General features: G+C 66.9%; 15 protein-coding genes. 12 read left to right on the forward strand and 3 right to left on the reverse strand.

Annotation, left to right across the window (positions count from 1 at the left end; all coding sequences use genetic code 11):
- Positions 1–18: 18 nt before the first annotated feature.
- Genes ACTDI4_RS03290 through ACTDI4_RS03310 form a run of 5 tightly spaced genes read left to right on the forward strand, consistent with a single transcriptional unit; the run spans position 19 to position 7,405 of the window.
- The gene (locus ACTDI4_RS03290; RefSeq protein WP_442839794.1) at positions 19–3,798 is read left to right on the forward strand and encodes a nitrate reductase subunit alpha; all 3,780 of its coding nucleotides are present in this window, start codon (positions 19–21) and stop codon (positions 3,796–3,798) included.
- Positions 3,795–5,327, forward strand: coding sequence for a nitrate reductase subunit beta (narH, locus tag ACTDI4_RS03295; protein WP_442839795.1), 1,533 nt, complete (start codon positions 3,795–3,797; stop codon positions 5,325–5,327). Before ACTDI4_RS03290 ends, narH begins: the two co-directional genes overlap by 4 nt.
- A gap of 10 nt (positions 5,328–5,337) precedes the next feature.
- Complete coding sequence (gene narJ, locus ACTDI4_RS03300) at positions 5,338–5,955, forward strand: nitrate reductase molybdenum cofactor assembly chaperone (protein WP_442839796.1); 618 nt, start codon at positions 5,338–5,340, stop codon at positions 5,953–5,955.
- A gap of 14 nt (positions 5,956–5,969) precedes the next feature.
- Positions 5,970–6,689: a respiratory nitrate reductase subunit gamma gene (gene narI / locus ACTDI4_RS03305; RefSeq protein ID WP_442839797.1), complete on the forward strand. Its 720-nt coding sequence runs from the start codon at positions 5,970–5,972 to the stop codon at positions 6,687–6,689.
- Complete coding sequence (locus tag ACTDI4_RS03310; RefSeq protein ID WP_442839798.1) at positions 6,686–7,405, forward strand: peptidylprolyl isomerase; 720 nt, start codon at positions 6,686–6,688, stop codon at positions 7,403–7,405. Before narI ends, ACTDI4_RS03310 begins: the two co-directional genes overlap by 4 nt.
- 33 nt (positions 7,406–7,438) lie before the next feature.
- Here ACTDI4_RS03310 and ACTDI4_RS03315 read toward each other — a convergent pair whose 3' ends face one another.
- Complete coding sequence (locus ACTDI4_RS03315; RefSeq protein WP_442839799.1) at positions 7,439–8,293, reverse strand: ferritin family protein; 855 nt, start codon at positions 8,291–8,293, stop codon at positions 7,439–7,441.
- 233 nt (positions 8,294–8,526) lie between these two features.
- Here ACTDI4_RS03315 and ACTDI4_RS03320 point away from each other — a divergent pair, with 233 nt between their 5' ends.
- From ACTDI4_RS03320 to ACTDI4_RS03350, 7 genes are read left to right on the forward strand one after another with little or no spacing between them, the layout of a single operon-like run.
- The gene (locus ACTDI4_RS03320; protein WP_442843250.1) at positions 8,527–10,818 is read left to right on the forward strand and encodes a 4Fe-4S binding protein; all 2,292 of its coding nucleotides are present in this window, start codon (positions 8,527–8,529) and stop codon (positions 10,816–10,818) included.
- 25 nt (positions 10,819–10,843) lie between these two features.
- Complete coding sequence (gene nosZ / locus ACTDI4_RS03325; RefSeq protein WP_442839800.1) at positions 10,844–12,772, forward strand: TAT-dependent nitrous-oxide reductase; 1,929 nt, start codon at positions 10,844–10,846, stop codon at positions 12,770–12,772.
- A gap of 36 nt (positions 12,773–12,808) precedes the next feature.
- Positions 12,809–14,167 carry a nitrous oxide reductase family maturation protein NosD gene (locus ACTDI4_RS03330; RefSeq protein ID WP_442843251.1) on the forward strand — a complete coding sequence of 453 codons (1,359 nt, stop codon included), beginning with the start codon at positions 12,809–12,811 and terminating at the stop codon, positions 14,165–14,167.
- Positions 14,164–15,081 (forward strand): ABC transporter ATP-binding protein, encoded by a 918-nt coding sequence (locus tag ACTDI4_RS03335; RefSeq protein ID WP_442839801.1) that lies wholly within the window; start codon positions 14,164–14,166, stop codon positions 15,079–15,081. The genes ACTDI4_RS03330 and ACTDI4_RS03335 overlap by 4 nt, the downstream gene beginning before the upstream one ends.
- Positions 15,078–15,908 (forward strand): ABC transporter permease subunit, encoded by an 831-nt coding sequence (locus ACTDI4_RS03340; protein WP_442839802.1) that lies wholly within the window; start codon positions 15,078–15,080, stop codon positions 15,906–15,908. Before ACTDI4_RS03335 ends, ACTDI4_RS03340 begins: the two co-directional genes overlap by 4 nt.
- Before the next feature lie 8 nt (positions 15,909–15,916).
- On the forward strand, positions 15,917–16,450 hold the full coding sequence (locus ACTDI4_RS03345) for a nitrous oxide reductase accessory protein NosL (protein ID WP_442843252.1): 534 nt from the start codon (positions 15,917–15,919) through the stop codon (positions 16,448–16,450).
- Position 16,451: 1 nt separating this feature from the next.
- On the forward strand, positions 16,452–17,450 hold the full coding sequence (locus ACTDI4_RS03350) for an FAD:protein FMN transferase (RefSeq protein WP_442839803.1): 999 nt from the start codon (positions 16,452–16,454) through the stop codon (positions 17,448–17,450).
- A 24-nt stretch (positions 17,451–17,474) separates the two neighbouring features.
- On the opposite strand, the gene mog is transcribed toward ACTDI4_RS03350, so the two are convergent.
- Both mog and ubiV read right to left on the reverse strand, forming a co-directional pair.
- Entirely contained in the window at positions 17,475–18,023 is a 549-nt protein-coding gene (gene mog / locus ACTDI4_RS03355) for a molybdopterin adenylyltransferase (RefSeq protein WP_442839804.1), read from the reverse strand.
- 46 nt (positions 18,024–18,069) lie between these two features.
- On the reverse strand, positions 18,070–18,969 hold the full coding sequence (gene ubiV, locus ACTDI4_RS03360) for a ubiquinone anaerobic biosynthesis protein UbiV (RefSeq protein WP_442839805.1): 900 nt from the start codon (positions 18,967–18,969) through the stop codon (positions 18,070–18,072).

Consider the following 18,969-nt stretch of genomic DNA (forward strand, 5'->3'; position numbering starts at 1 on the left):
GACGAAAGGAATAGCCATATGAGCCACTTCCTGGAACGCCTGACCTATCTGTCCCGACGCCGGGAGACTTTCGCGGACGGTCACGGCGAGTTGCGCGACGAGGACCGCATGTGGGAGGAAGGCTACCGGCAGCGCTGGCAGCACGACAAGATCGTGCGCTCGACCCACGGCGTCAATTGCACCGGCTCGTGCTCCTGGAAGATCTACGTCAAGAGCGGCGTCGTCACCTGGGAGACGCAGCAGACCGACTATCCGCGCACGCGGCCGGGCATGCCCAACCACGAGCCGCGCGGCTGCTCGCGCGGCGCCTCCTATAGCTGGTATCTCTACAGCGCCAGCCGCATCAAGTATCCGATGGTCCGGGGTCGCCTCGTCAAGGCATGGCGCGAGGCGCGCAAGACGCTCGGGCCCCTCGAGGCCTGGGCCTGCATCGCCGGCGACGAGAAGGTTGCAAGGTCCTACAAGGCCATGCGCGGGCGCGGCGGCTTCGTGCGCTCGACCTGGGCGGAGGCGGTGGAGATGATCGCCGCCGCGAACGTGCACACGGTCAAGACCTTCGGGCCGGACCGCGTCGTCGGCTTCTCGCCGATCCCGGCCATGTCGATGGTGTCCTACGCTTCCGGCGCGCGGTATCTCAGCCTGATCGGCGGCACGCTGCTTTCCTTCTACGACTGGTATTGCGACCTGCCGCCTTCGAGCCCGCAGACCTGGGGCGAGCAGACCGACGTGCCGGAATCGGCCGACTGGTACAATTCCGGCTACATCATCGCCTGGGGCTCCAACGTGCCGCAGACGCGCACGCCCGACGCGCATTTCTTCGTCGAGGCACGCTACAACGGCACCAATGTCGTGGCCGTCACGCCCGACTATTCCGAGGTGGCGAAGCTGTCGGACCTGTGGCTGCATCCCAAGCAGGGCACCGATGCCGCGCTCGCCATGGCGATGGGCCATGTCATCCTGAAGGAATTCTTCCTCGACCGTCAGGTGCCGTATTTCCAGGACTATTGCCGCCGCTACACCGACATGCCGATGCTGGTGCGGTTGAGGAAGGACGGCGACCGTTTCGTGCCCGACCGCTACCTGCGTCAGAGCGATCTCGGCGGCGGCGCAAGATCGCGCCGCAAGGCGCCGAAGGCCGGACGTGCCGCCTGGAAGACGGTGGCGGTGGCGGAAGACAGCGGCGACCTCGTCGTGCCGCAGGGCTCGATCGGCTACCGCTGGCCGGCCGAGGACGAGCAAAGGGGCCGCTGGAACCTGGAGGAGAAGGACGGCGAGACCGGCGCCGAGGTGCGGCTGGGCCTGAGCCTGAGGGACAGGCACGACGCGGTGGTGCCGGTCGCCTTTCCCTATTTCGGCGGCACGCCGCATCCGCATTTCGCCGAGAACGACCAGGGCGGAGACGTATTGCTCCGCAACGTGCCGGTGCGGCGGGTCAGGCTTGCCGACGGCGAGGCCCATGTCGCCACCGTGTTCGACCTGCTCTGCGCCAATTACGGGCTGGACCGGGGACTGGGCGGCGATTGCGCCAAGGGCTTTGACGACAACGTTCCCTATACGCCCGCCTGGCAGGAGAAGATCACCGGCGTTTCCGCCGCCCATGCCATCGAGGTGGCGCGCGGTTTCGCCGCCAATGCCGAGAAGACGAAGGGCCGCTCCATGGTCATCATCGGGGCGGGCATGAATCACTGGTACCACCAGGACATGGGCTACCGCTCGATCATCAACATGCTGATGATGTGCGGCACGGTGGGCGTGTCCGGCGGCGGCTGGGCGCATTATGTCGGGCAGGAGAAGCTCAGGCCCCAGACCGGCTGGACCATGCTTGCCTTCGCGCTCGACTGGGCAAGGCCGCCGCGCCAGATGAACGGCACATCCTTCTTCTATGCCCATTCCGACCAGTGGCGCTATGAGAAGCTGGACGTGGCGGAACTGCTTTCGCCGCTGGCCGATCCCGCGCCCTATCGCGGCTCGATGATCGACCTCAACGTCAAGGCCGAGCGCATGGGCTGGCTGCCTTCGGCGCCGCAGCTCAATGTCAATCCCCTGATGCTCGCTGCCGAGGCGCAAAAGGCCGGCGTCGAAGTGAAGGACCATGTCGTGGCCGGCCTGAAATCCGGCAGGCTCGCCATGGCCTGCGAGGACCCTGACAATCCGGTCAATTTCCCGCGCAACCTGTTCATCTGGCGCTCCAACCTGTTCGGCTCGTCGGGGAAGGGGCACGAATATTTCCTGCGCCATTTCCTCGGCACGCGGCACGGCCTGCAGGGCAAGGACCTCGGCGAGGAGGGTCGCGAGAAGCCGGCCGAGGTCGCCTGGCGCGACCCCGCGCCGGAAGGCAAGCTGGACCTCGTCGTCACGCTCGACTTCCGCATGTCGACGAGCTGCCTCTATTCCGACGTCGTGCTGCCGACCGCCACCTGGTACGAGAAGAACGATCTCAACACCTCCGACATGCACCCTTTCATCCACCCGCTGTCGGCGGCGGTGGACCCGGTGTGGGAGGCAAGGAGCGACTGGGAGACCTACAAGGCGATCGCCAAGCGCTTTTCCGAGCTCGCCGAAGGCCAGCTCGGCATCGAGCGCGACGTGGTGCTGATCCCAATCCAGCACGACACGCCGGCAGAGCTTGCCCAGCCCTTCGAGGTGCAGGACTGGAAGAAGGGCGAATGCGATCTGGTGCCCGGCGTCACCGCGCCGCAGATCGCGGTGGTGGAGCGCGACTACCCCGGCACATACCGCCGCTTCACCTCGCTCGGGCCGCTCGCCGACAGGCTCGGCAACGGCGGCAAGGGCATTTCCTGGAACACGGAGGCCGAGGTGAAGGGGCTCGGCGCGCTGAACCATCGGGTGAACGACGGCGGGCCGGCCGATGGGCGGCCGCGCATCGACACCGACATCGATGCGGCCGAGACCATCATGTATCTCGCGCCGGAGACCAATGGCGAGGTTGCGGTGAAGGCTTGGGCCGCGCTCGGCAAGATCACCGGACGGGACCACGTCCATCTCGCCGAGACGCGCGAGGACGAGAAGATCCGCTTCCGTGACATCCAGGCCCAGCCGCGCAAGATCATCTCCTCGCCGACATGGTCCGGCATCGAAAGCGAGCACGTCTCCTACACCGCCGGCTACACCAACGTGAACGAGCTGATCCCGTGGCGCACGATCAGCGGCCGCCAGCAATTCTACCAGGACCACCGCTGGCTGCGCGATTTCGGCGAGGGCTTTGCCGTCTACCGACCGCCCATAGATACGCGAACAGCCGCCGCCATGCTGGGCGCCAAGGCGAACGGCGAGAAGGAGATCGTGCTCAACTTCATCACTCCGCACCAGAAATGGGGCATCCACTCCACCTACACCGACAACCTCATCATGCTCACCCTTTCGCGGGGAGGCCCGATCGTGTGGCTGTCGGAGACGGACGCTCGGAAGGCCGGCATCGTCGACAACGACTGGATCGAGCTGTTCAACCTCAACGGCGCCATCGCCGCGCGCGCCGTGGTGAGCCAGCGCGTGCAGGAAGGCATGTGCATGATGTATCATGCGCAGGAGAAGATCGTGAACGTGCCGGGCTCGCAGATCACCGGCCAGCGCGGCGGCATCCACAATTCGGTGACGCGCACGGTGCTCAAGCCCACTCATATGGTCGGCGGCTACGCGCAGCTTTCCTACGGCTTCAACTATTACGGCACGGTCGGCTCCAACCGCGACGAGTTCGTGGTGGTGCGCAAGCTCGCCAAGGTCGAATGGCTCGACCATTCCAACCCCGTCGATCCGGTTGCCGAGGAGGCTGCGTCATGAAGATCCGCGCACAGGTTGCGATGGTGCTCAACCTCGACAAGTGTATCGGCTGCCACACCTGCTCCGTCACCTGCAAGCAGGTGTGGACCTCGCGCCAGGGCATGGAATATGCGTGGTTCAACAATGTCGAGACCAAGCCCGGCATCGGCTATCCCAAGGATTGGGAAAACCAGGAGCGCTGGAAGGGCGGTTGGGAGCGCAGGAAGAACGGGAAGATCGTGCCCAAGCAGGGTGGCAAGCTTTCGGTGCTGGCCAAGATCTTCGCCAATCCGAACCTGCCCGAGATCGACGACTATTACGAACCCTTCACCTTCGACTACGAGCATCTGCAGAAGGCGCCCGAACTTGAGACGGCGCCGGTCGCCCGGCCGCTGTCGCTGGTCACTGGCCGGCCGATGGAGAAGATCGAATGGGGCCCGAACTGGGAGGAGATCTTGGGCGGCGAGTTCGACAAGCGCTCGCAGGACTACAATTTCGAGGCGGTGCAGAAGGACATCTACGGCCAGTTCGAGAACACCTTCATGATGTACCTGCCGAGGCTGTGCGAGCACTGCCTCAATCCGAGCTGCGTGGCCTCCTGTCCGTCCGGATCGATCTATAAGCGCGAGGAGGACGGCATCGTCCTGATCGACCAGGACAAGTGCCGTGGCTGGCGCATGTGCGTGTCGGGCTGCCCCTACAAGAAGATCTACTACAACTGGACCTCCGGAAAGGCGGAGAAGTGCATCTTCTGCTATCCGCGCATCGAGGCCGGCCAGCCGACGGTGTGCTCGGAGACCTGCGTGGGCCGCATTCGCTATCTGGGCGTGCTGCTCTATGACGCCGACGGCATCGAGCGCGCGGCGGCGGCCGAGGACGAGCAGGACCTTTACGAGGCGCAGCTCAAGCTGTTCCTCGACCCCAACGACCCGGCCGTGGTGGAACAGGCGCGCGCCGACGGCATCGCCGACAACTGGATCGAGGCGGCGACGCGCTCGCCCGCCTACAAGATGGCGGTGGACTGGAAGATCGCCTTCCCGCTGCATCCCGAATACCGCACCTTGCCGATGGTGTGGTACGTGCCGCCGCTCTCGCCCATCCAGTCGCACGCCAATGCCGGCGCCATCGAGACGGTGGGCGGCATTCCGGACGTGCGCTCGCTGCGCATCCCGGTGCGCTATCTCGCCAACCTGCTTACCGCCGGCAAGGAGGAGCCGATCGTCTCGGCGCTGGAGCGGATGCTGGCCATGCGCATCCACTACCGCCGCCGCCAGCTCGGCGAGGGCGACGGCGCCGACGTGCTGGCGCAGGCGGGGCTTTCGCTTTCGCAGGTGGAGGACATGCATCGGTATCTCGCCATCGCCAACTACGAGGATCGCTTCGTCATCCCCACCAGCCACCGCGAAAGCGCCGAGGACGCCTATGGGCTGAAAGGTTCCTGCGGCTTCACCTTCGGCAATGGCTGCGATTTCGGCCCGCCGCATTCCTCGCTGTTCGGCGGCAAGATGGGCCGGCGCAAGCTGAACCCGATGCGGCCGCTGGATACGTGAGGGCTACGCCATGCTGATCTTCAGGGCTTTCAGCGCGCTGCTGTCCTATCCCGGCGAGGAGATGCGCCGGGCGTTGCCCGAGATCGCAGGCGTGATCGGCGCCTCGCCGCTGGTCACCGCGCGCGAGCGCGAGGAACTGGCGCGCCTGATCGGGGAGATCGGGCAGGGCGATCTGCTGGCGGCGGAAGAGCGCTATGTCAACCTGTTCGACCGCGGCCGGGCGCTGTCCCTGCACCTGTTCGAGCATCTGCACGGCGACGGCCGCGACCGAGGCGCGGCAATGGTCGAATTGAAGGAACTCTACGCAGCCGCCGGCTTCGAACTGACCGCCTCCGAACTGCCGGACTATCTGCCGGTGGTGCTGGAATATCTGAGTCTGCGCGACATGGAGGAAGCGCGCGAGCTGCTGGCCGATTGCTCGGCAATCCTCGCCTCCATCTGCCGCTCGCTGCTGGCGCGGCAGAGCCGTTACGCCGCCGTGCTGCAGGCGCTGCTGGTCATCGCCGGGGAAAAGCCGGTGGATGCCGGCAAGGTCGCGCCCGTGCGCGAACGGCATGATGCGCTCGACCGCGACTGGGTCGAGCAACCCGCCTTCGCCGATGCTGCCGGCGACAGGCCCGCCGTCTGAGGAGGAAGATCGCCATGCTCTCCAACCCCTACGTCAATACGCTTCTTTTCGGCATCTACCCCTATGTCTGCCTGGTGGTGCTTTTGATCGGCAGCCTGATCCGGTTCGACCGCGAGCCGTACACCTGGAAGAGCGATTCGTCGCAGATGCTGCGCAAGCGCGAATTGCGGCTGGGCTCCAACCTGTTCCACTACGGCGTCATCGTCGTCATCCTGGGCCATTTCGCCGGGTTCCTCGCCCCGCACTGGGCCGTGGACTGGGCGCTGTCGCCGGTCGCGCACCAGTTGCTCGCCATGGTGGTTGGGGGCATCGCCGGCCTTGTCGCCATCGTCGGACTGACGATCCTCATCCATCGCCGGCTCTCCGACCCGCGCATCCGCCTCAACAGCCGCAAGTGGGACATCGCCATCACCTTCATGCTGTGGCTGCAGCTTGCGCTCGGCCTGCTCACCGTGCCGCTCTCGGCCTTCCACATGGACGGCGCGCTGTTCGAGACGCTGACCAGCTACGTCAAGGGCATCGTCACGCTGAACGGCGAGGCATCGGCGCTGATGCTCGGCGTGCCGCTGACCTACAAGCTGCATGTCCTGCTCGGCTTCACCATCTTCCTGGTCTCGCCCTTTACGCGCATGATCCACATCTGGAGCGGGGCGGGCGCGCTTTCCTACCTGTTCCGGCCCTACCAGATCGTGCGCACGCCCAAGACGCGCGCCGAGGAGCCGACGCGGCCATGATCCTTTCGGTCAACGGCATCGCGGTGGCCGTGGAAGCCGGCCACCCGCCCGAGCTTGCCGCCGCGCGCGAGCTCCTGCGGCAGCGGGCGGTGGCGATCGGGCTGCTGGCGCCCGCGGCCGAGGACGAGGCCGCAGTCGATGCCGCGATCGAGGCGCTGCTGGAACGGGAGGTGGCGACGCCGATTCCCACCGAGGACGAATGCCGGCGCTACTACGAGCAGAACCGGCAGGAATTCGAGAGCGGCGACCTGGTCAATGCGCGCCACATCCTGTTCCAGGTCACGCCGCAGGTGAACGTGCCGCACATGCGCGCCCGCGCGGAGCGGACGCTCAACGAGCTTCTGGCCGAGCCGGACCGCTTCGCAGCACTTGCGGCCGAACTTTCCAACTGCCCGTCCGGCCAGCAGGGCGGCAATCTCGGCCAGATCGGCCGGGGCGACACGGTGCCGGAATTCGAGCAGGCGCTGTTCAAGCTGGCCCCGCCCGGCATCCTGCGCGAACTGGTCAAGACCCGCTACGGTTTCCACATCGTGGCCATCGACCGGCGCATTCCCGGCAAGCTCGTGCCGTTCGAGACGGTGCGCGAGCGCGTCGCCGAGCGGCTCGCGGCGGCTGTCGAGGAAAAGGCGCTCAGGCAATATGTAAGCGTGCTTGCGGGGCAGGCCGAGGTCGAAGGGGTGGATCTTGCCGCCAGCGCTTCGCCGCTGGTCCAATAGAGCCCTTCATGGCTGCACGGAATGCGCCTAGCGTTACTGGTGTTTCGCTTCGAGATGCCGCACCAGGGCGAGGCGCCTGACCGCCGCCGTAGCCAGCTTCTGGGCCCGGTCGCGGGCGGCCTGCGAAAGCAGGTGCTCGCCGGCCTCGATGTAGTAGTCTGCCAGCCATTCGCACAATGCGTCCAGCGCGCGGGGCGGCGGCGGGCCTGCGGGTGCGGGATCCTGTAGCGGATCTGCCGCCAGGTCGCTGGAAAGCATGCGTGCCTCCTCGGCAAGGTCGCGATATTCGCCTTGTTTCTCGTTCATGCGGTAACGCTCCTCGAGGGCCTTGCTGACTTCCAGTTCGAGCAGGGGCAGGTCGTAGGGCTCCTGCCCCGTCGCCATCTCGTGGCGGTGCCGGACGAACGCCTTGCGCCGCTCGCGCCGGAGCGTCTTTGCGTGCTCCAGTTCCTCGCGCGCCATCCGCTCGGCGGCGTCCCGGATTTCCGGCGACACCCCCTGTGCGGCCACGTAGGACCAGAAGGCAAAGGCCCGCTCCTCGTTGCGCACGGCGATGGCAAGGGAGAGGTAGGCGTCCAGCAGTTCGGGCGAGACGAGTGCCATATTCTCGTCGTCGAACACGCCATGCGGCATGGCCTCCGCCGTCAGCGTGCCGGGCTCATGGTGGCGAAGCTGCTGCGACCAGCCGGCGATCATGTCGATATGGCCGCTTTCCTCGCGCACCAGCCGCTCGAAGACTTCGGCCAATTCCTGCCGGCCTGCCGCGCGCATGCGCGCGGCCAGGTCCGCATATCTGTCGGCCGATTCCTTCTCCATCGCCATGGCGACCGCGAGCAGCTCGTCCATGGAGCGGATCGGCGTCGACGGTTCGGATGTCAGGCGGATCATCGCAACGCTCTTCCAGCTTGTCGTCAAATCACGCTGCAAACCATAGGCGAGCGCCCGGCAAATTTATTTGCGCTGGATCAAGGACGTAACGAGCGAAACCACCGACACCTGCGCCGGCAAAACCGCCCGTTTCAGGGGCGGGGGAAAAGGTGCGGAAACCAGTGAGCATTTCCTCGACAAGATGGGGGCGCAGGTCGGGCGCGGGCCGTCAGGCACGCATCGCCGCAGGGCTTTTGCGCTCCTTGCTGTGCGTGGTCGCCGTACTGGCCTGCCTTGCCTCCCTTGCGGCGCCGGTCCGGGCCGAGGGCGAAAACCTGGGCGACTTCCTGTCCGCCACGCCGGCGGCCGAACTGATCCCGGGCGCCGACGCCTATGGCAAGGCTGAAGGAAGCCCGCCGCTCGTGCCCGTGCTTTCCGGCGGCGAGACGGTCGGCTATGCCTATCTCAACACCGACTACACCAGCGCGGTCGGCTATTCCGGCAAGCCGATCCGCATTCTCGTCGGCATCGACGAGAATGGCGTCGTGCGCGGCTTCAAGCTGGTCGAGCACAAGGAGCCCATCGTCCTCATAGGCATTCCCGAGGCCAAGGTCGTCGCTTCGCTGAATTCGCTGATCGGCAAGGATCTCGGCCGGGTCGCGGCCGGGCAGGAACAGATTCCGCAGGTGGACATCGTCAGCGGCGCCACCGTCACCGTGCTGGTGATGGGCGACAGCGTCGTGCGCTCCGCCGTGAAGCTCATCCGCAGCGGGCGCCTGGGGCAGAAGGGCGTGGCCGCCGCCGGCGCTGCGGCCGTTCCGGCCAGGGTGTTGGACACCTCGGTGTCGGAAATCCTCGACTGGAATACGCTGGTCGGCGACGGTTCGGTGCGCAGCCTGCGCCTGACCGTGGGCGAGGTGACGAAAGCCTTCGCTGATGCCGGCCAGGGACAGGCGGCCGAGCGGCCCGAGACCGGCAATCCGGACGATCGCTTCATCGACCTCTACCTTGCCCCGGTCAGCGTGCCCGCCATCGGCCGCAGCCTGTTGGGCGAAGCCGTCTACGAACGCTTGCAGAAGAAGCTCAAGCCCGGCCAGCAGGCGGTCGTCGTGGCCGGCGACGGCGCCTATTCCTTCAAGGGCTCGGGCTATGTGCGCGGCGGCATATTCGACCGCGTAGAACTCATGCAGGACGGCCAGGGCGTACGCTTCCGCGACCGCGATCATACGCGTCTGGGCGACCTCGCCGCGGCGGGCGCGCCGCATCTGCGCGAGATTGCACTGTTCACGGTGCCGGAGGAATTCCCGCTCGACCTTTCCGAGCCGTGGGAGTTGCAGCTTCTCGTCCAGCGCAGCTTCGGCGCCCGCGACAAGGCCACGCTGCCCTTCAACCTCGGCTACACGCTGCCCGACCGCTATCTGAAAGCCGCGCCGGCGCCAGTCCCGGCGGGTCAGCCCGCTGCCCAGGCCGCCCCCGAGGCTGTGCCCGCGGAGGTTGCTCCCGAATCTGCCGCCGCACAAAGCTTCGCGGACGAGGAGGCGCTGTGGATCAGGATATGGAAGCTGAACACGGTCGAGGTCGGCATCACGGTTTTTGCGCTTCTGGTGCTTACCGCCATCTTCTTCTTCCAGAACTGGCTGGTGCGGCGTCCGCGCCTGTTCGCCTGGGTGCGGCGTGGTTACCTGCTGTTCACGCTGGTCTGGCTCGGCTGGTACGCCAACGCCCAGCTTTCCGTGGTCAACGTGCTGACCTTCGTCAATTCGCTGGTCACCGGCTTCAACTGGGAGTTCTTCCTCGCCGCCCCGCTGATCTTCATCCTGTGGGCGGCTGTGGCCGCGGGCCTGCTGTTCTGGGGCAGGGGGCCGTTCTGCGGCTGGCTGTGCCCGTTCGGCGCCTTGCAGGAACTCACCAACAATCTCGCCCAATGGCTCAAGGTGCCGCAGATCAAGCTGCCCTTCGGCCTGCACGAGCGGCTGTGGCCGGTCAAGTACATGATCTTCCTCGGCCTGTTCGGCCTGTCGCTCTATTCGGTGGCGCTGGCCGAGACCTATGCCGAGATCGAGCCGTTCAAGACCGCCATCATCCTGAAATTCGCCCGCGAATGGCCGTTCGTGGTCTTCGCCGTGGCGCTTCTGGTGGCCGGACTGTTCATAGAGCGTTTCTATTGCCGCTACCTGTGCCCGCTGGGCGCCGCGCTCGCCATTCCTGGCCGCATCCGCATGTTCGAATGGCTCAAGCGCTATCCCGAATGCGGCTCGCCTTGCCAGCGCTGCGCCAAGGAATGCCCGGTCGAGGCGATCCATCCCGAAGGGCAGATCAACGTCAACGAGTGCATCTACTGCATGCACTGCCAGGAACTCTACCACGACGACCACCGCTGCCCGCACATGATCCAGGTGCGGCTGAAGCGGGAGAAGTTCGAGGCCCTGTCCTCACCCGCCGCGAAAGACCCGACGAAACCGGGCAAGGGGCCCGCAAAGCCGGTCATCAGCCACAAGGGTGTGCCGGTGGCGGCTTCGCAGCAAGACACGAATGCAACAGGCTGACACGCCAACCAGAAGGAGACGGAGCATGTCGCAAGAAGATCAGGACAGGAAGACGATCCTGAGCAGACGCCAGCTTTTGGGCACCACCGCCGCCATGGCCGCCGCCGGGGCCGCGGGCGTCGGCGGCGGACTGGCGCTGAACGGAGGCGTCGTTTCGCCTGCCGCGGCGCAAGGAGCCGCGGGCGGGCAGGAATTCGAGGTCAAGCCGGGGGAACTGGACGAATACTACGTGTTCTTCTCCAGCGGCCAGACCGGCGAGGTGCGCATCGTCGGCGCGCCTTCGATGCGCGAACTGATGCGCATCCCCGTCTTCAACCGCTGCAGCGCCACCGGCTGGGGCGAGACCAATGAGAGCCGCAAGATCCTGACCGAGGGGCTGCTGCCGGAAACGAAGGAGTTCCTGAAGGATCGCGGCGGCATCTACCTCAACGGCGATCTGCATCACCCGCACCCGTCCCAGACGGAGGGCACGTATGACGGCCGCTATCTGTACGTCAACGACAAGGCCAACACGCGCGTCGCCCGCATCCGCCTCGATGTGATGAAGTGCGACAAGATCATCCAGTTGCCGAACCAGCACACGGTGCACGGCCTGCGCGTGCAGAAATATCCCAAGACCGGCTATGTGTTCGCCAACGGCGAGGACCGCGTGCCGATCCCCAATGACGGCAAGATCCTCGATGACCCGAAGCAGTATCACTCCATCTTCACCGCCGTGGACGGCGAGACGATGAACGTGGCCTGGCAGGTGATGGTGGACGGCAACCTCGACAATGTCGACGCCGACTACCAGGGCAAATACGCTTTCGCCACCTGCTACAACTCCGAAGAGGGCGTCAATCTTGCCGAGATGATGGCCAAGGAGCAGGACTGGATCGTCATCTTCAACCTCAAGCGCATCGAGGAAGCGGTCAAGAAGGGCGATTTCAAGGAGATGGGCGGCGTGCCGGTCATCGACGGGCGCCATGGCTCGCCCTACACGCGCTACGTGCCGGTGCCGAACAGCCCGCACGGCATCAACACCGCGCCCGACGGCATCCATGTCGTGGCCAACGGCAAGCTCTCGCCGACGGTCACCGTGTTCGACGTGCGCAAGTTCGACGACCTGTTCGACGACAAGATCCAGCCGCGCGACACCGTGGTGGCCGAGCCGGAATTGGGCCTCGGGCCGTTGCACACGGCCTATGACGGCCGCGGCAACGCCTACACCACCCTGTTCATCGACAGCCAGATCTGCAAATGGAACATCGAGGACGCCAAGCGCTCCTACGCAGGCGAGGCGGTCGATCCGATCCGCCAGAAGCTCGACGTCCATTATCAGCCCGGCCACAACCACACCTCCATGGGCCAGACCAAGGAGGCCGATGGCAAATGGCTGATCTCGCTGAACAAGTTCTCCAAGGACCGCTACCTCAACGTCGGCCCGCTGAAGCCGGAGAACGACCAGCTCATCGATATCTCGGGCGACCAGATGGTGCTGGTGCATGATGGCCCGAGCTTCGCCGAACCGCACGACGCCACCCTCGTCCACCGCTCCAAGATCAATCCGGTCAGCATCTGGGACCGCGCCGATCCGTTCTTCGCCGACGCGGTCAAGCAGGCCGAAGCCGACGGCATCGACCTGATGATCGACAGCGAGGTGATCCGCGACGGCAACAAGGTGCGCGTCTACATGACGTCCTCGGCGCCCGCCTTCGGCCTGGAAAGCTTCAGCGTCAAGCAGGGCGACGAGGTCACCGTCTACATCACCAACATCGACGAGGTGGAAGACCTGACCCACGGCTTCGCCATCATCAACTACGGCGTCAACATGGAGGTCGCGCCGCATGCCACGGCATCGGTGACGTTCACGGCCAGCAAGCCCGGCGTCTACTGGTACTACTGCTCGTGGTTCTGCCATGCCATGCACATGGAGATGAAGGGCCGCATGTTCGTGGAACCGCAGGGCGTCTAGGACGTGATCCGTTCACTCCATATCGCAACGATGGGAATGGCGGCGCTTGTCGCCGCCGTTTCCTGCCGCGCGGCGGGCGCGGCGGAAATATCCGTGCCGGCAGGCGTAGCACCGCTCCAGGCTGCGGTGGACGCCGCCTCGCCCGGCGACGTGCTGCGCCTGGCGCCCGGCGAGCATCTGGGGCCGGTCGTCCTCTCCAAGCCGCTGACGCTGCAGGGCGAGCCGGGCGCGGTGCTGAAGGGCAGCGGCCACGGCAGCGTCGTCACGCTGGAGGCGCCCGACACCGCCGTGCGCGGCCTGCACATCGAGGGCTCGGGCACGGACCTGGACACGCTGGATGCCGGGGTGTTCGCCGCCGAGACCGCTACGCGCGCGCTCATCGAAGGCAACAGCATCGTCGGCAATCTCTACGGCATCCAGTTGCACGGCTCGCGCGACGCGGTGGCGCGGGGCAACCGCATCGAAGGCCAGCGCCAGGGCCGTACCAGCCGTTCGGGCAACGGCGTGTCGGTGTGGAACGCGCCGGGGGCCAAGGTGCTGGACAACGACATCAGCTTCGGCCGCGATGGGATATTCGCCAACACAAGCAAGAAGAACGAGTTCCGCGGCAACACTTTCAGCAACCTGCGCTTCGCCATCCACTACATGTACACCAACGACAGCGTGATCGCCGGCAACAGCTCCATCGGCAACATCGTCGGCTATGCGATCATGTATTCCGACCGGCTCAAGGTCACCGACAACGTTTCGGACGGCGACCGCGACAACGGCCTTCTGTTCAACTACGCCAACGGCTCCGAGATCCGCGGCAATGTGGTGCGCGGCCGTGCCCAGCCGGCCGCCCGCTGGACCAGCAACGGCCAGCGTTTCGCGGCCGACCCCGACATGCCGCGCGCCCAAGGCACCGGCGCGCCCGCCGCCAAGGCGCGCAAGGGCACGCGCATCGGTCCGGAGAAATGCGTCTTCATCTACAACGCCAACCGCAACCGCTTCTCCGACAACCTCTTCGAAGGCTGCGAGATCGGCGTGCACTTCACCGCCGGCTCCGAAGGCAACGCCATGAGCGGCAACGCCTTCGTGCGCAACCGCAACCAGGTCAAATATGTCGGCACCCGCTCGCTCGACTGGTCGAGCGGCGGACGCGGCAACTACTGGAGCGACAACCCCGCCTTCGACCTCGACGGCGACGGAATAGCCGACAATCCCTACCGGCCCAACGACATGATGGACAGGGTCCTATGGGAAGCGCCGGCGGCCAAGGTGCTGGTCAATAGCCCGGCCGTGCAGGTCATCCGCTGGGCGCAGGCCCGTTTTCCGGCGGTCTTTCCCGGCGGCGTGGTCGACAGCCATCCGCTGATGAAGCCTGTCGGCATCAAGGGAACGCAACTGCCATGAGCTTGAATGTCGAATTGAAATCGGTCGCCCGGCACTATGGCCGGGTCAAGGCGGTGGACGGCGTGTCCTTCGCGGCCGGCCCCGGCGAGGTGATCGCACTGGTGGGCCACAACGGCGCCGGCAAGACCACGCTCATCAAGCTGATGCTCGGCCTTGCGCGTCCCACCGCCGGCTCGGTCTCCGTGCTCGGCCAGGACCCGGCGGCGGGCGATGCCGCCGTGCGCCGGCGCCTGGGCTACCTGCCGGAGAACGTCTCGTTCAATCCCGCGCTGACCGGCCGCGAGACGCTGCGTTTCTACGTGCGGCTCAAGGGCGGCAGCAAGGGCGAGGAGAACGCGCTGCTGGAGCGGCTTGGCCTCGCCCATGCGGCGGACCGGCGCGTCGGCACCTATTCCAAGGGCATGCGCCAGCGGCTGGGCCTCGCCCAGGCCATGATCGGCACGCCGGCGGTGTTGCTGCTGGACGAGCCCACCACCGGGCTCGACCCCGCGCTGCGCCAGCAGTTCTATGAGATCGTGCGCGAAATGGGTGCGGCCGGCGCCACCGTGCTTTTGTGTTCCCATGCGCTGAACGAGCTGGAAGGCAATGCCGGCCGCGTCGTCATCATGAACGAGGGCCGCAAGATCGCCGACGGCTCGCTGGACGAGTTGCGTCACATGGCGCGGCTGCCCACCAAGATCCGCATCAGGACCGCCGAGGGCGGCGCCCGGCGCCTGCGGGAATGGATGGGCGAACCCGCTGGCCTCAGGCAGGTGAACGGCCATATCATCGAGCTCGACGCCACGCCGGAGGACAAGGCCGCTTTCCTGCGCCGCGCCGCCGGCGAGGGTGCGCCCTTCGAGGACCTCGACATGGTGCCCCCCGGCCTCGACGAGCTCTACGCCCATTTCCTCGCAGGGAAGGCCTCCAGATGAAGACGATCCTTCTGCTTTCGGCCAAGGAGGTGCGCGAGGGCCTGCGCAACCGCTGGGTGCTCGCGGCCACGGGGCTGCTGGCGGCGCTCGCGCTCACGCTCGCCTTCCTCGGCAGCGCCCCCACCGGCTCGGTCGGCGCCGGCGCGCTCGACGTGGTGGTCATCAGCCTGGCGAGCCTCACCATCTTCATCGTGCCGCTGATCGCGCTGCTCATCTCCCACGACGCCATCGTGGGCGAGATCGACAGCGGCACCATGACGCTGCTCCTGTCCTATCCGGTCCGGCGCAGCCAGGTTCTGGTCGGCAAGTTCCTCGGCCATATCGCCATCCTGGCCTTCGCCACCTGCGTCGGCTACGGGCTGGCCGCGGTCGCGCTGCTGGCCACCGGCAAGGCGATCGGCGGAGGAAGCTGGACGGCGTTCACGACGATGACGGCTTCGTCGGTGCTGCTGGGCGCCGTCTTCGTGGCGATCGGCTATCTGGTCAGTGCGCTTGTGCGCGACCGCGGCACCGCCGGCGGCATCGCCATCGGCGTCTGGCTGGTCTTCGTCGTCATCTACGACATGGCGCTGCTGGGGCTGCTGGTCGCCGACCAGGGGCAGTCCGTCGGCGGCGGCGTCCTGGACGCGCTGCTCCTGCTCAACCCGACCGATGCCTATCGGCTGCTCAATCTCGCCGGCTCGGACGAGATCGCGGCGGCTTCCGGCATGGGCGGCATCGTGCAGAGCGCGGCGCTGGAGCCGGCCGCGCTGCTGACCGCGCTCGTCGCATGGATCGTGGCGCCGATGGCGTTGGCCGCGGCCGCCTTTTCAAGGAGGGAGCTGTGAGACCGCGCCTGACGATCGCCCTCCTGGCCGGCCTGCTCGCGCTTCTCCCGACCCTGGGGGCCTGCCAGCGCGAGGCGGAGCCGCCGCCGGCGCCCTTTGCCATGACCGACGAGGCGATGGGCCGCTATTGCGGCATGAACATCCTCGAACATGCCGGGCCGAAGGGGCAGGTCATCCTCGCCAAATATGACGAGCCGATCTGGTTTTCCTCCGCGCGCGACGCCATCGCCTTCACCATGCTGCCGGAGGAGCCGAAGGACATAAGGGCGATCTACGTCTCCGACATGGCCAGGGCCCAGACCTGGGACGAGCCGGGCGCCGACAACTGGGTGGACGCAAGGCAGGCCTTCTTCGTCATCGGCAGCGACCGGAAGGGCGGCATGGGCGCGGCCGAGGCCGTGCCCTTCTCCACCGAGGAAGCGGCGAAAGCCTTTGCCGGCGACCATGGCGGCGATGTCGTGCGCTTCGACGCCGTTCCGCGCGACTACATTCTGGAACAGCAGGCAGGCGACGCGCCTGCAACTTCCGGGGAGGTTCACTGACATGATTTCCGGAACGATGACCCGCCGCCGCATGATCGGCATCAGCGCCGCCGCGGCCGGCATGGCGCTGCTGCCGTTCGGGAGCATGGCGGCCGTGCCCGAGGCGGTGACATGGCAGGGCGAGGCGATGGGCGCGCAGGCTTCGCTCACCATCCACCACCCGGATCATTCGACGGCCGAGAAGCTGGCCGCCATGGTGGTGACCGAGATGCGCCGGCTGGAGCGCATCTTCAGCCTCTACCGCGACGATTCGGACCTCGTGCTGCTCAACCGCCAGCGCTTCCTTGTGGCGCCTCCGAAGGAGCTGGTCGAGATATTGCTGCTCAGCCGCGAGGCCGGCGAGCGCACCGGCGGCGCTTTCGATCCCACCGTGCAGCCGCTGTGGGACGCCTACCGGCGCCATTTCTCGACGCCCGGCGCGTCCGAGACCGGGCCTTCCGCCGAGATCGTGCGCGAATGCCTCGCACGGGTCGGCCTCGCCCGGATTGCCTGTTCGCCCGACCGGATCGAACTGCCGGTTCCGGGCTCCGCGCTGACGCTCAACGGCATTGCGCAAGGGTACATCACCGACAAGGTGGTGGACCTCCTGCGGGCCGGCGGCATCGAGCGCTCCATGGTCGACATGGGCGAAAGCCGCGCCATCGGCTCCGCGCCGGGCGGCCGGCCGTGGCGCGTCGGCATTTCCGATCCGCAGGACAGCGCCCGCATCCTCAAGGTGCTCGAAGTGGAAGACCGTGCCGTCGCCACGTCGAGCCCGTTCGGCTTCCGCTTCGACGCGGAAGGGCAGTTCAGCCACATCATCGATCCGCGCAGCGGGGCGACTCCCCAGCGTCACGCCGGCGTCACCGTCGTGGCCGGTCAGGCGGCGCTGGCGGATGCGCTGTCCACCGCCTTCAATCTGATGGATGCCGCAGAGATCGCGGCGGTGCTCGACGGCATGGCCGGCGTCGAAGCCCACATCCTGTCACATGGCGGGAAGTGGGCGCGCATCTGCGCCTGAACGTCGATCCGAAAACCGCTATACTTAGCAGGCTGCGGCGAGAGCCTGGACCGGGCGCGCGGAACCGACCTCCCCGAACCGGACCGACATCTCGATGCGCCCGGCGCCGATCAGTTCCAGGCAGTAGGGCACGGCGGGGAAGACGGCGGCGAGACACACGTCGATGGCCGACGGCTTGCCGGGCAGGTTTATGATGAGCGTGCGGCCTCGCACCCCGGCGCTCTGGCGGGAGAGGATGGCTGTCGGAACCTGAACCAGGCTTGCCTGGCGCATCAGTTCGCCGAAGCCCGGCAGTTCCTTGGTCACGACTTGGCGCATGGCTTCGGGCGTCAGGTCGCGCAGCGCGGGCCCGGTGCCGCCGGTCGTCAGCACCAGGTCGGCGCCGTCCCGGTCGCACAGTTCCACCAGCGCGTTCCGCACGCTTTCCAGTCCGTCCGGCACGATGCTGCGGACATAGTCGCACCGGTTCGCAATGGCTGCGCGCAGCCAGCTTTCGACGACCGGGCCCCCGAGGTCCTCGTAGTCCCCGCGGCTGGCGCGATCCGAAATGGTCAGGATGGCGATCCGTGTCATTTGTCCTCCCTCCTTCTTTCTCCCATGATCGCTCCCCAAGGCTGCGTCAGGCCGGGATGGCCGGCCGCGATCCGGCCTCGCCCCGCGCGTAGCCGTCGACCAGCGTTCCCGGCAGGTCGAGGCAGGAGAGCAGGAAGCGGGCTCCCTCCGGGTCCTGCCGCCCCTCGACGAGAGCCTGGTATGTCCGCGCCACCTCCACCATGTCGCAGCCATGCGGCGACAGCCGCAGGCGGCCGATGCCGAGGGCGGCGATCTCGGCAGGGTCCGCCAGCACGGCATGCACCTGCGCCGACAGGGTCTGCACGCCGTTGATGGCCAGGAACGACTGGTCGTCCAGCGTGTCGACGGCCAGCCCGTCCGGGTCCTGCTCGCAGGTGAACTGGCAAGAATCCTTGTGCAGCCCGTTGAGCCTCGCGTGGTAGCAGCGGCCCGAAAGCGCCAGCGGCAGCCGGCCGAAGGCGAATATCTCGAACCCGGCCTCGGGGCAGGCCGCCGCGATCGCGCCTACGGTCTTCAGGGAAAGCTCGACGGGCGGGCAGATGGTGGCCGCGCCGTGGCGGATGAGGAAGCGCGCCGTCGCTTCGTTGTAGACGTTGAGGAAGGGGCCGGTCACGAACGGCCGGCCGCTACGGGCGGGAAGCGCCGTGATGTCGTTGATCTCCACCAGCCGCCCGTCCGCGCAAAGCTCCTCCACGGCGCGGCGCTCGCGCACCGTGGCGGGGGCGGCCAGCGTGGACAGCACCACCTCCTTGCCGCCGCGCTCCAGCCGCTCGATGATCTCGGGCCAGACGGGATCGGAAAACGGCATGCGCTTGCCGCACACCACCTCGCCGACATGGACGCGCTCCACCGGCGCCTCGTCGGCGATCCGGGCGTAGAAGCTCCGCAGCCGGTCGGCCGGCCAGTGGAAGAAGAGCGGCCCGAGCGTCAGGCTGATCCGCGGCAT

The organism is Mesorhizobium sp. PUT5 (assembly GCF_052216645.1).
Lineage (GTDB): Bacteria > Pseudomonadota > Alphaproteobacteria > Rhizobiales > Rhizobiaceae > Mesorhizobium.

Coding starts and splice junctions, on each gene's coding strand:
- narJ (WP_442839796.1), top strand. CDS start 5,338: ATGCTGATCTTCAGGGCTTTCAGCGCGCTGCTGTCCTATCCCGGCGAG.
- nosZ (WP_442839800.1), top strand. CDS start 10,844: ATGTCGCAAGAAGATCAGGACAGGAAGACGATCCTGAGCAGACGCCAG.
- ACTDI4_RS03310 (WP_442839798.1), top strand. CDS start 6,686: ATGATCCTTTCGGTCAACGGCATCGCGGTGGCCGTGGAAGCCGGCCAC.
- ACTDI4_RS03330 (WP_442843251.1), top strand. CDS start 12,809: ATGGCGGCGCTTGTCGCCGCCGTTTCCTGCCGCGCGGCGGGCGCGGCG.
- ACTDI4_RS03335 (WP_442839801.1), top strand. CDS start 14,164: ATGAGCTTGAATGTCGAATTGAAATCGGTCGCCCGGCACTATGGCCGG.
- mog (WP_442839804.1), bottom strand. CDS start 18,023: ATGACACGGATCGCCATCCTGACCATTTCGGATCGCGCCAGCCGCGGG.
- ACTDI4_RS03290 (WP_442839794.1), top strand. CDS start 19: ATGAGCCACTTCCTGGAACGCCTGACCTATCTGTCCCGACGCCGGGAG.
- ubiV (WP_442839805.1), bottom strand. CDS start 18,969: ATGCCGCGGATCAGCCTGACGCTCGGGCCGCTCTTCTTCCACTGGCCG.
- ACTDI4_RS03340 (WP_442839802.1), top strand. CDS start 15,078: ATGAAGACGATCCTTCTGCTTTCGGCCAAGGAGGTGCGCGAGGGCCTG.
- ACTDI4_RS03350 (WP_442839803.1), top strand. CDS start 16,452: ATGATTTCCGGAACGATGACCCGCCGCCGCATGATCGGCATCAGCGCC.
- narH (WP_442839795.1), top strand. CDS start 3,795: ATGAAGATCCGCGCACAGGTTGCGATGGTGCTCAACCTCGACAAGTGT.
- narI (WP_442839797.1), top strand. CDS start 5,970: ATGCTCTCCAACCCCTACGTCAATACGCTTCTTTTCGGCATCTACCCC.
- ACTDI4_RS03315 (WP_442839799.1), bottom strand. CDS start 8,293: ATGATCCGCCTGACATCCGAACCGTCGACGCCGATCCGCTCCATGGAC.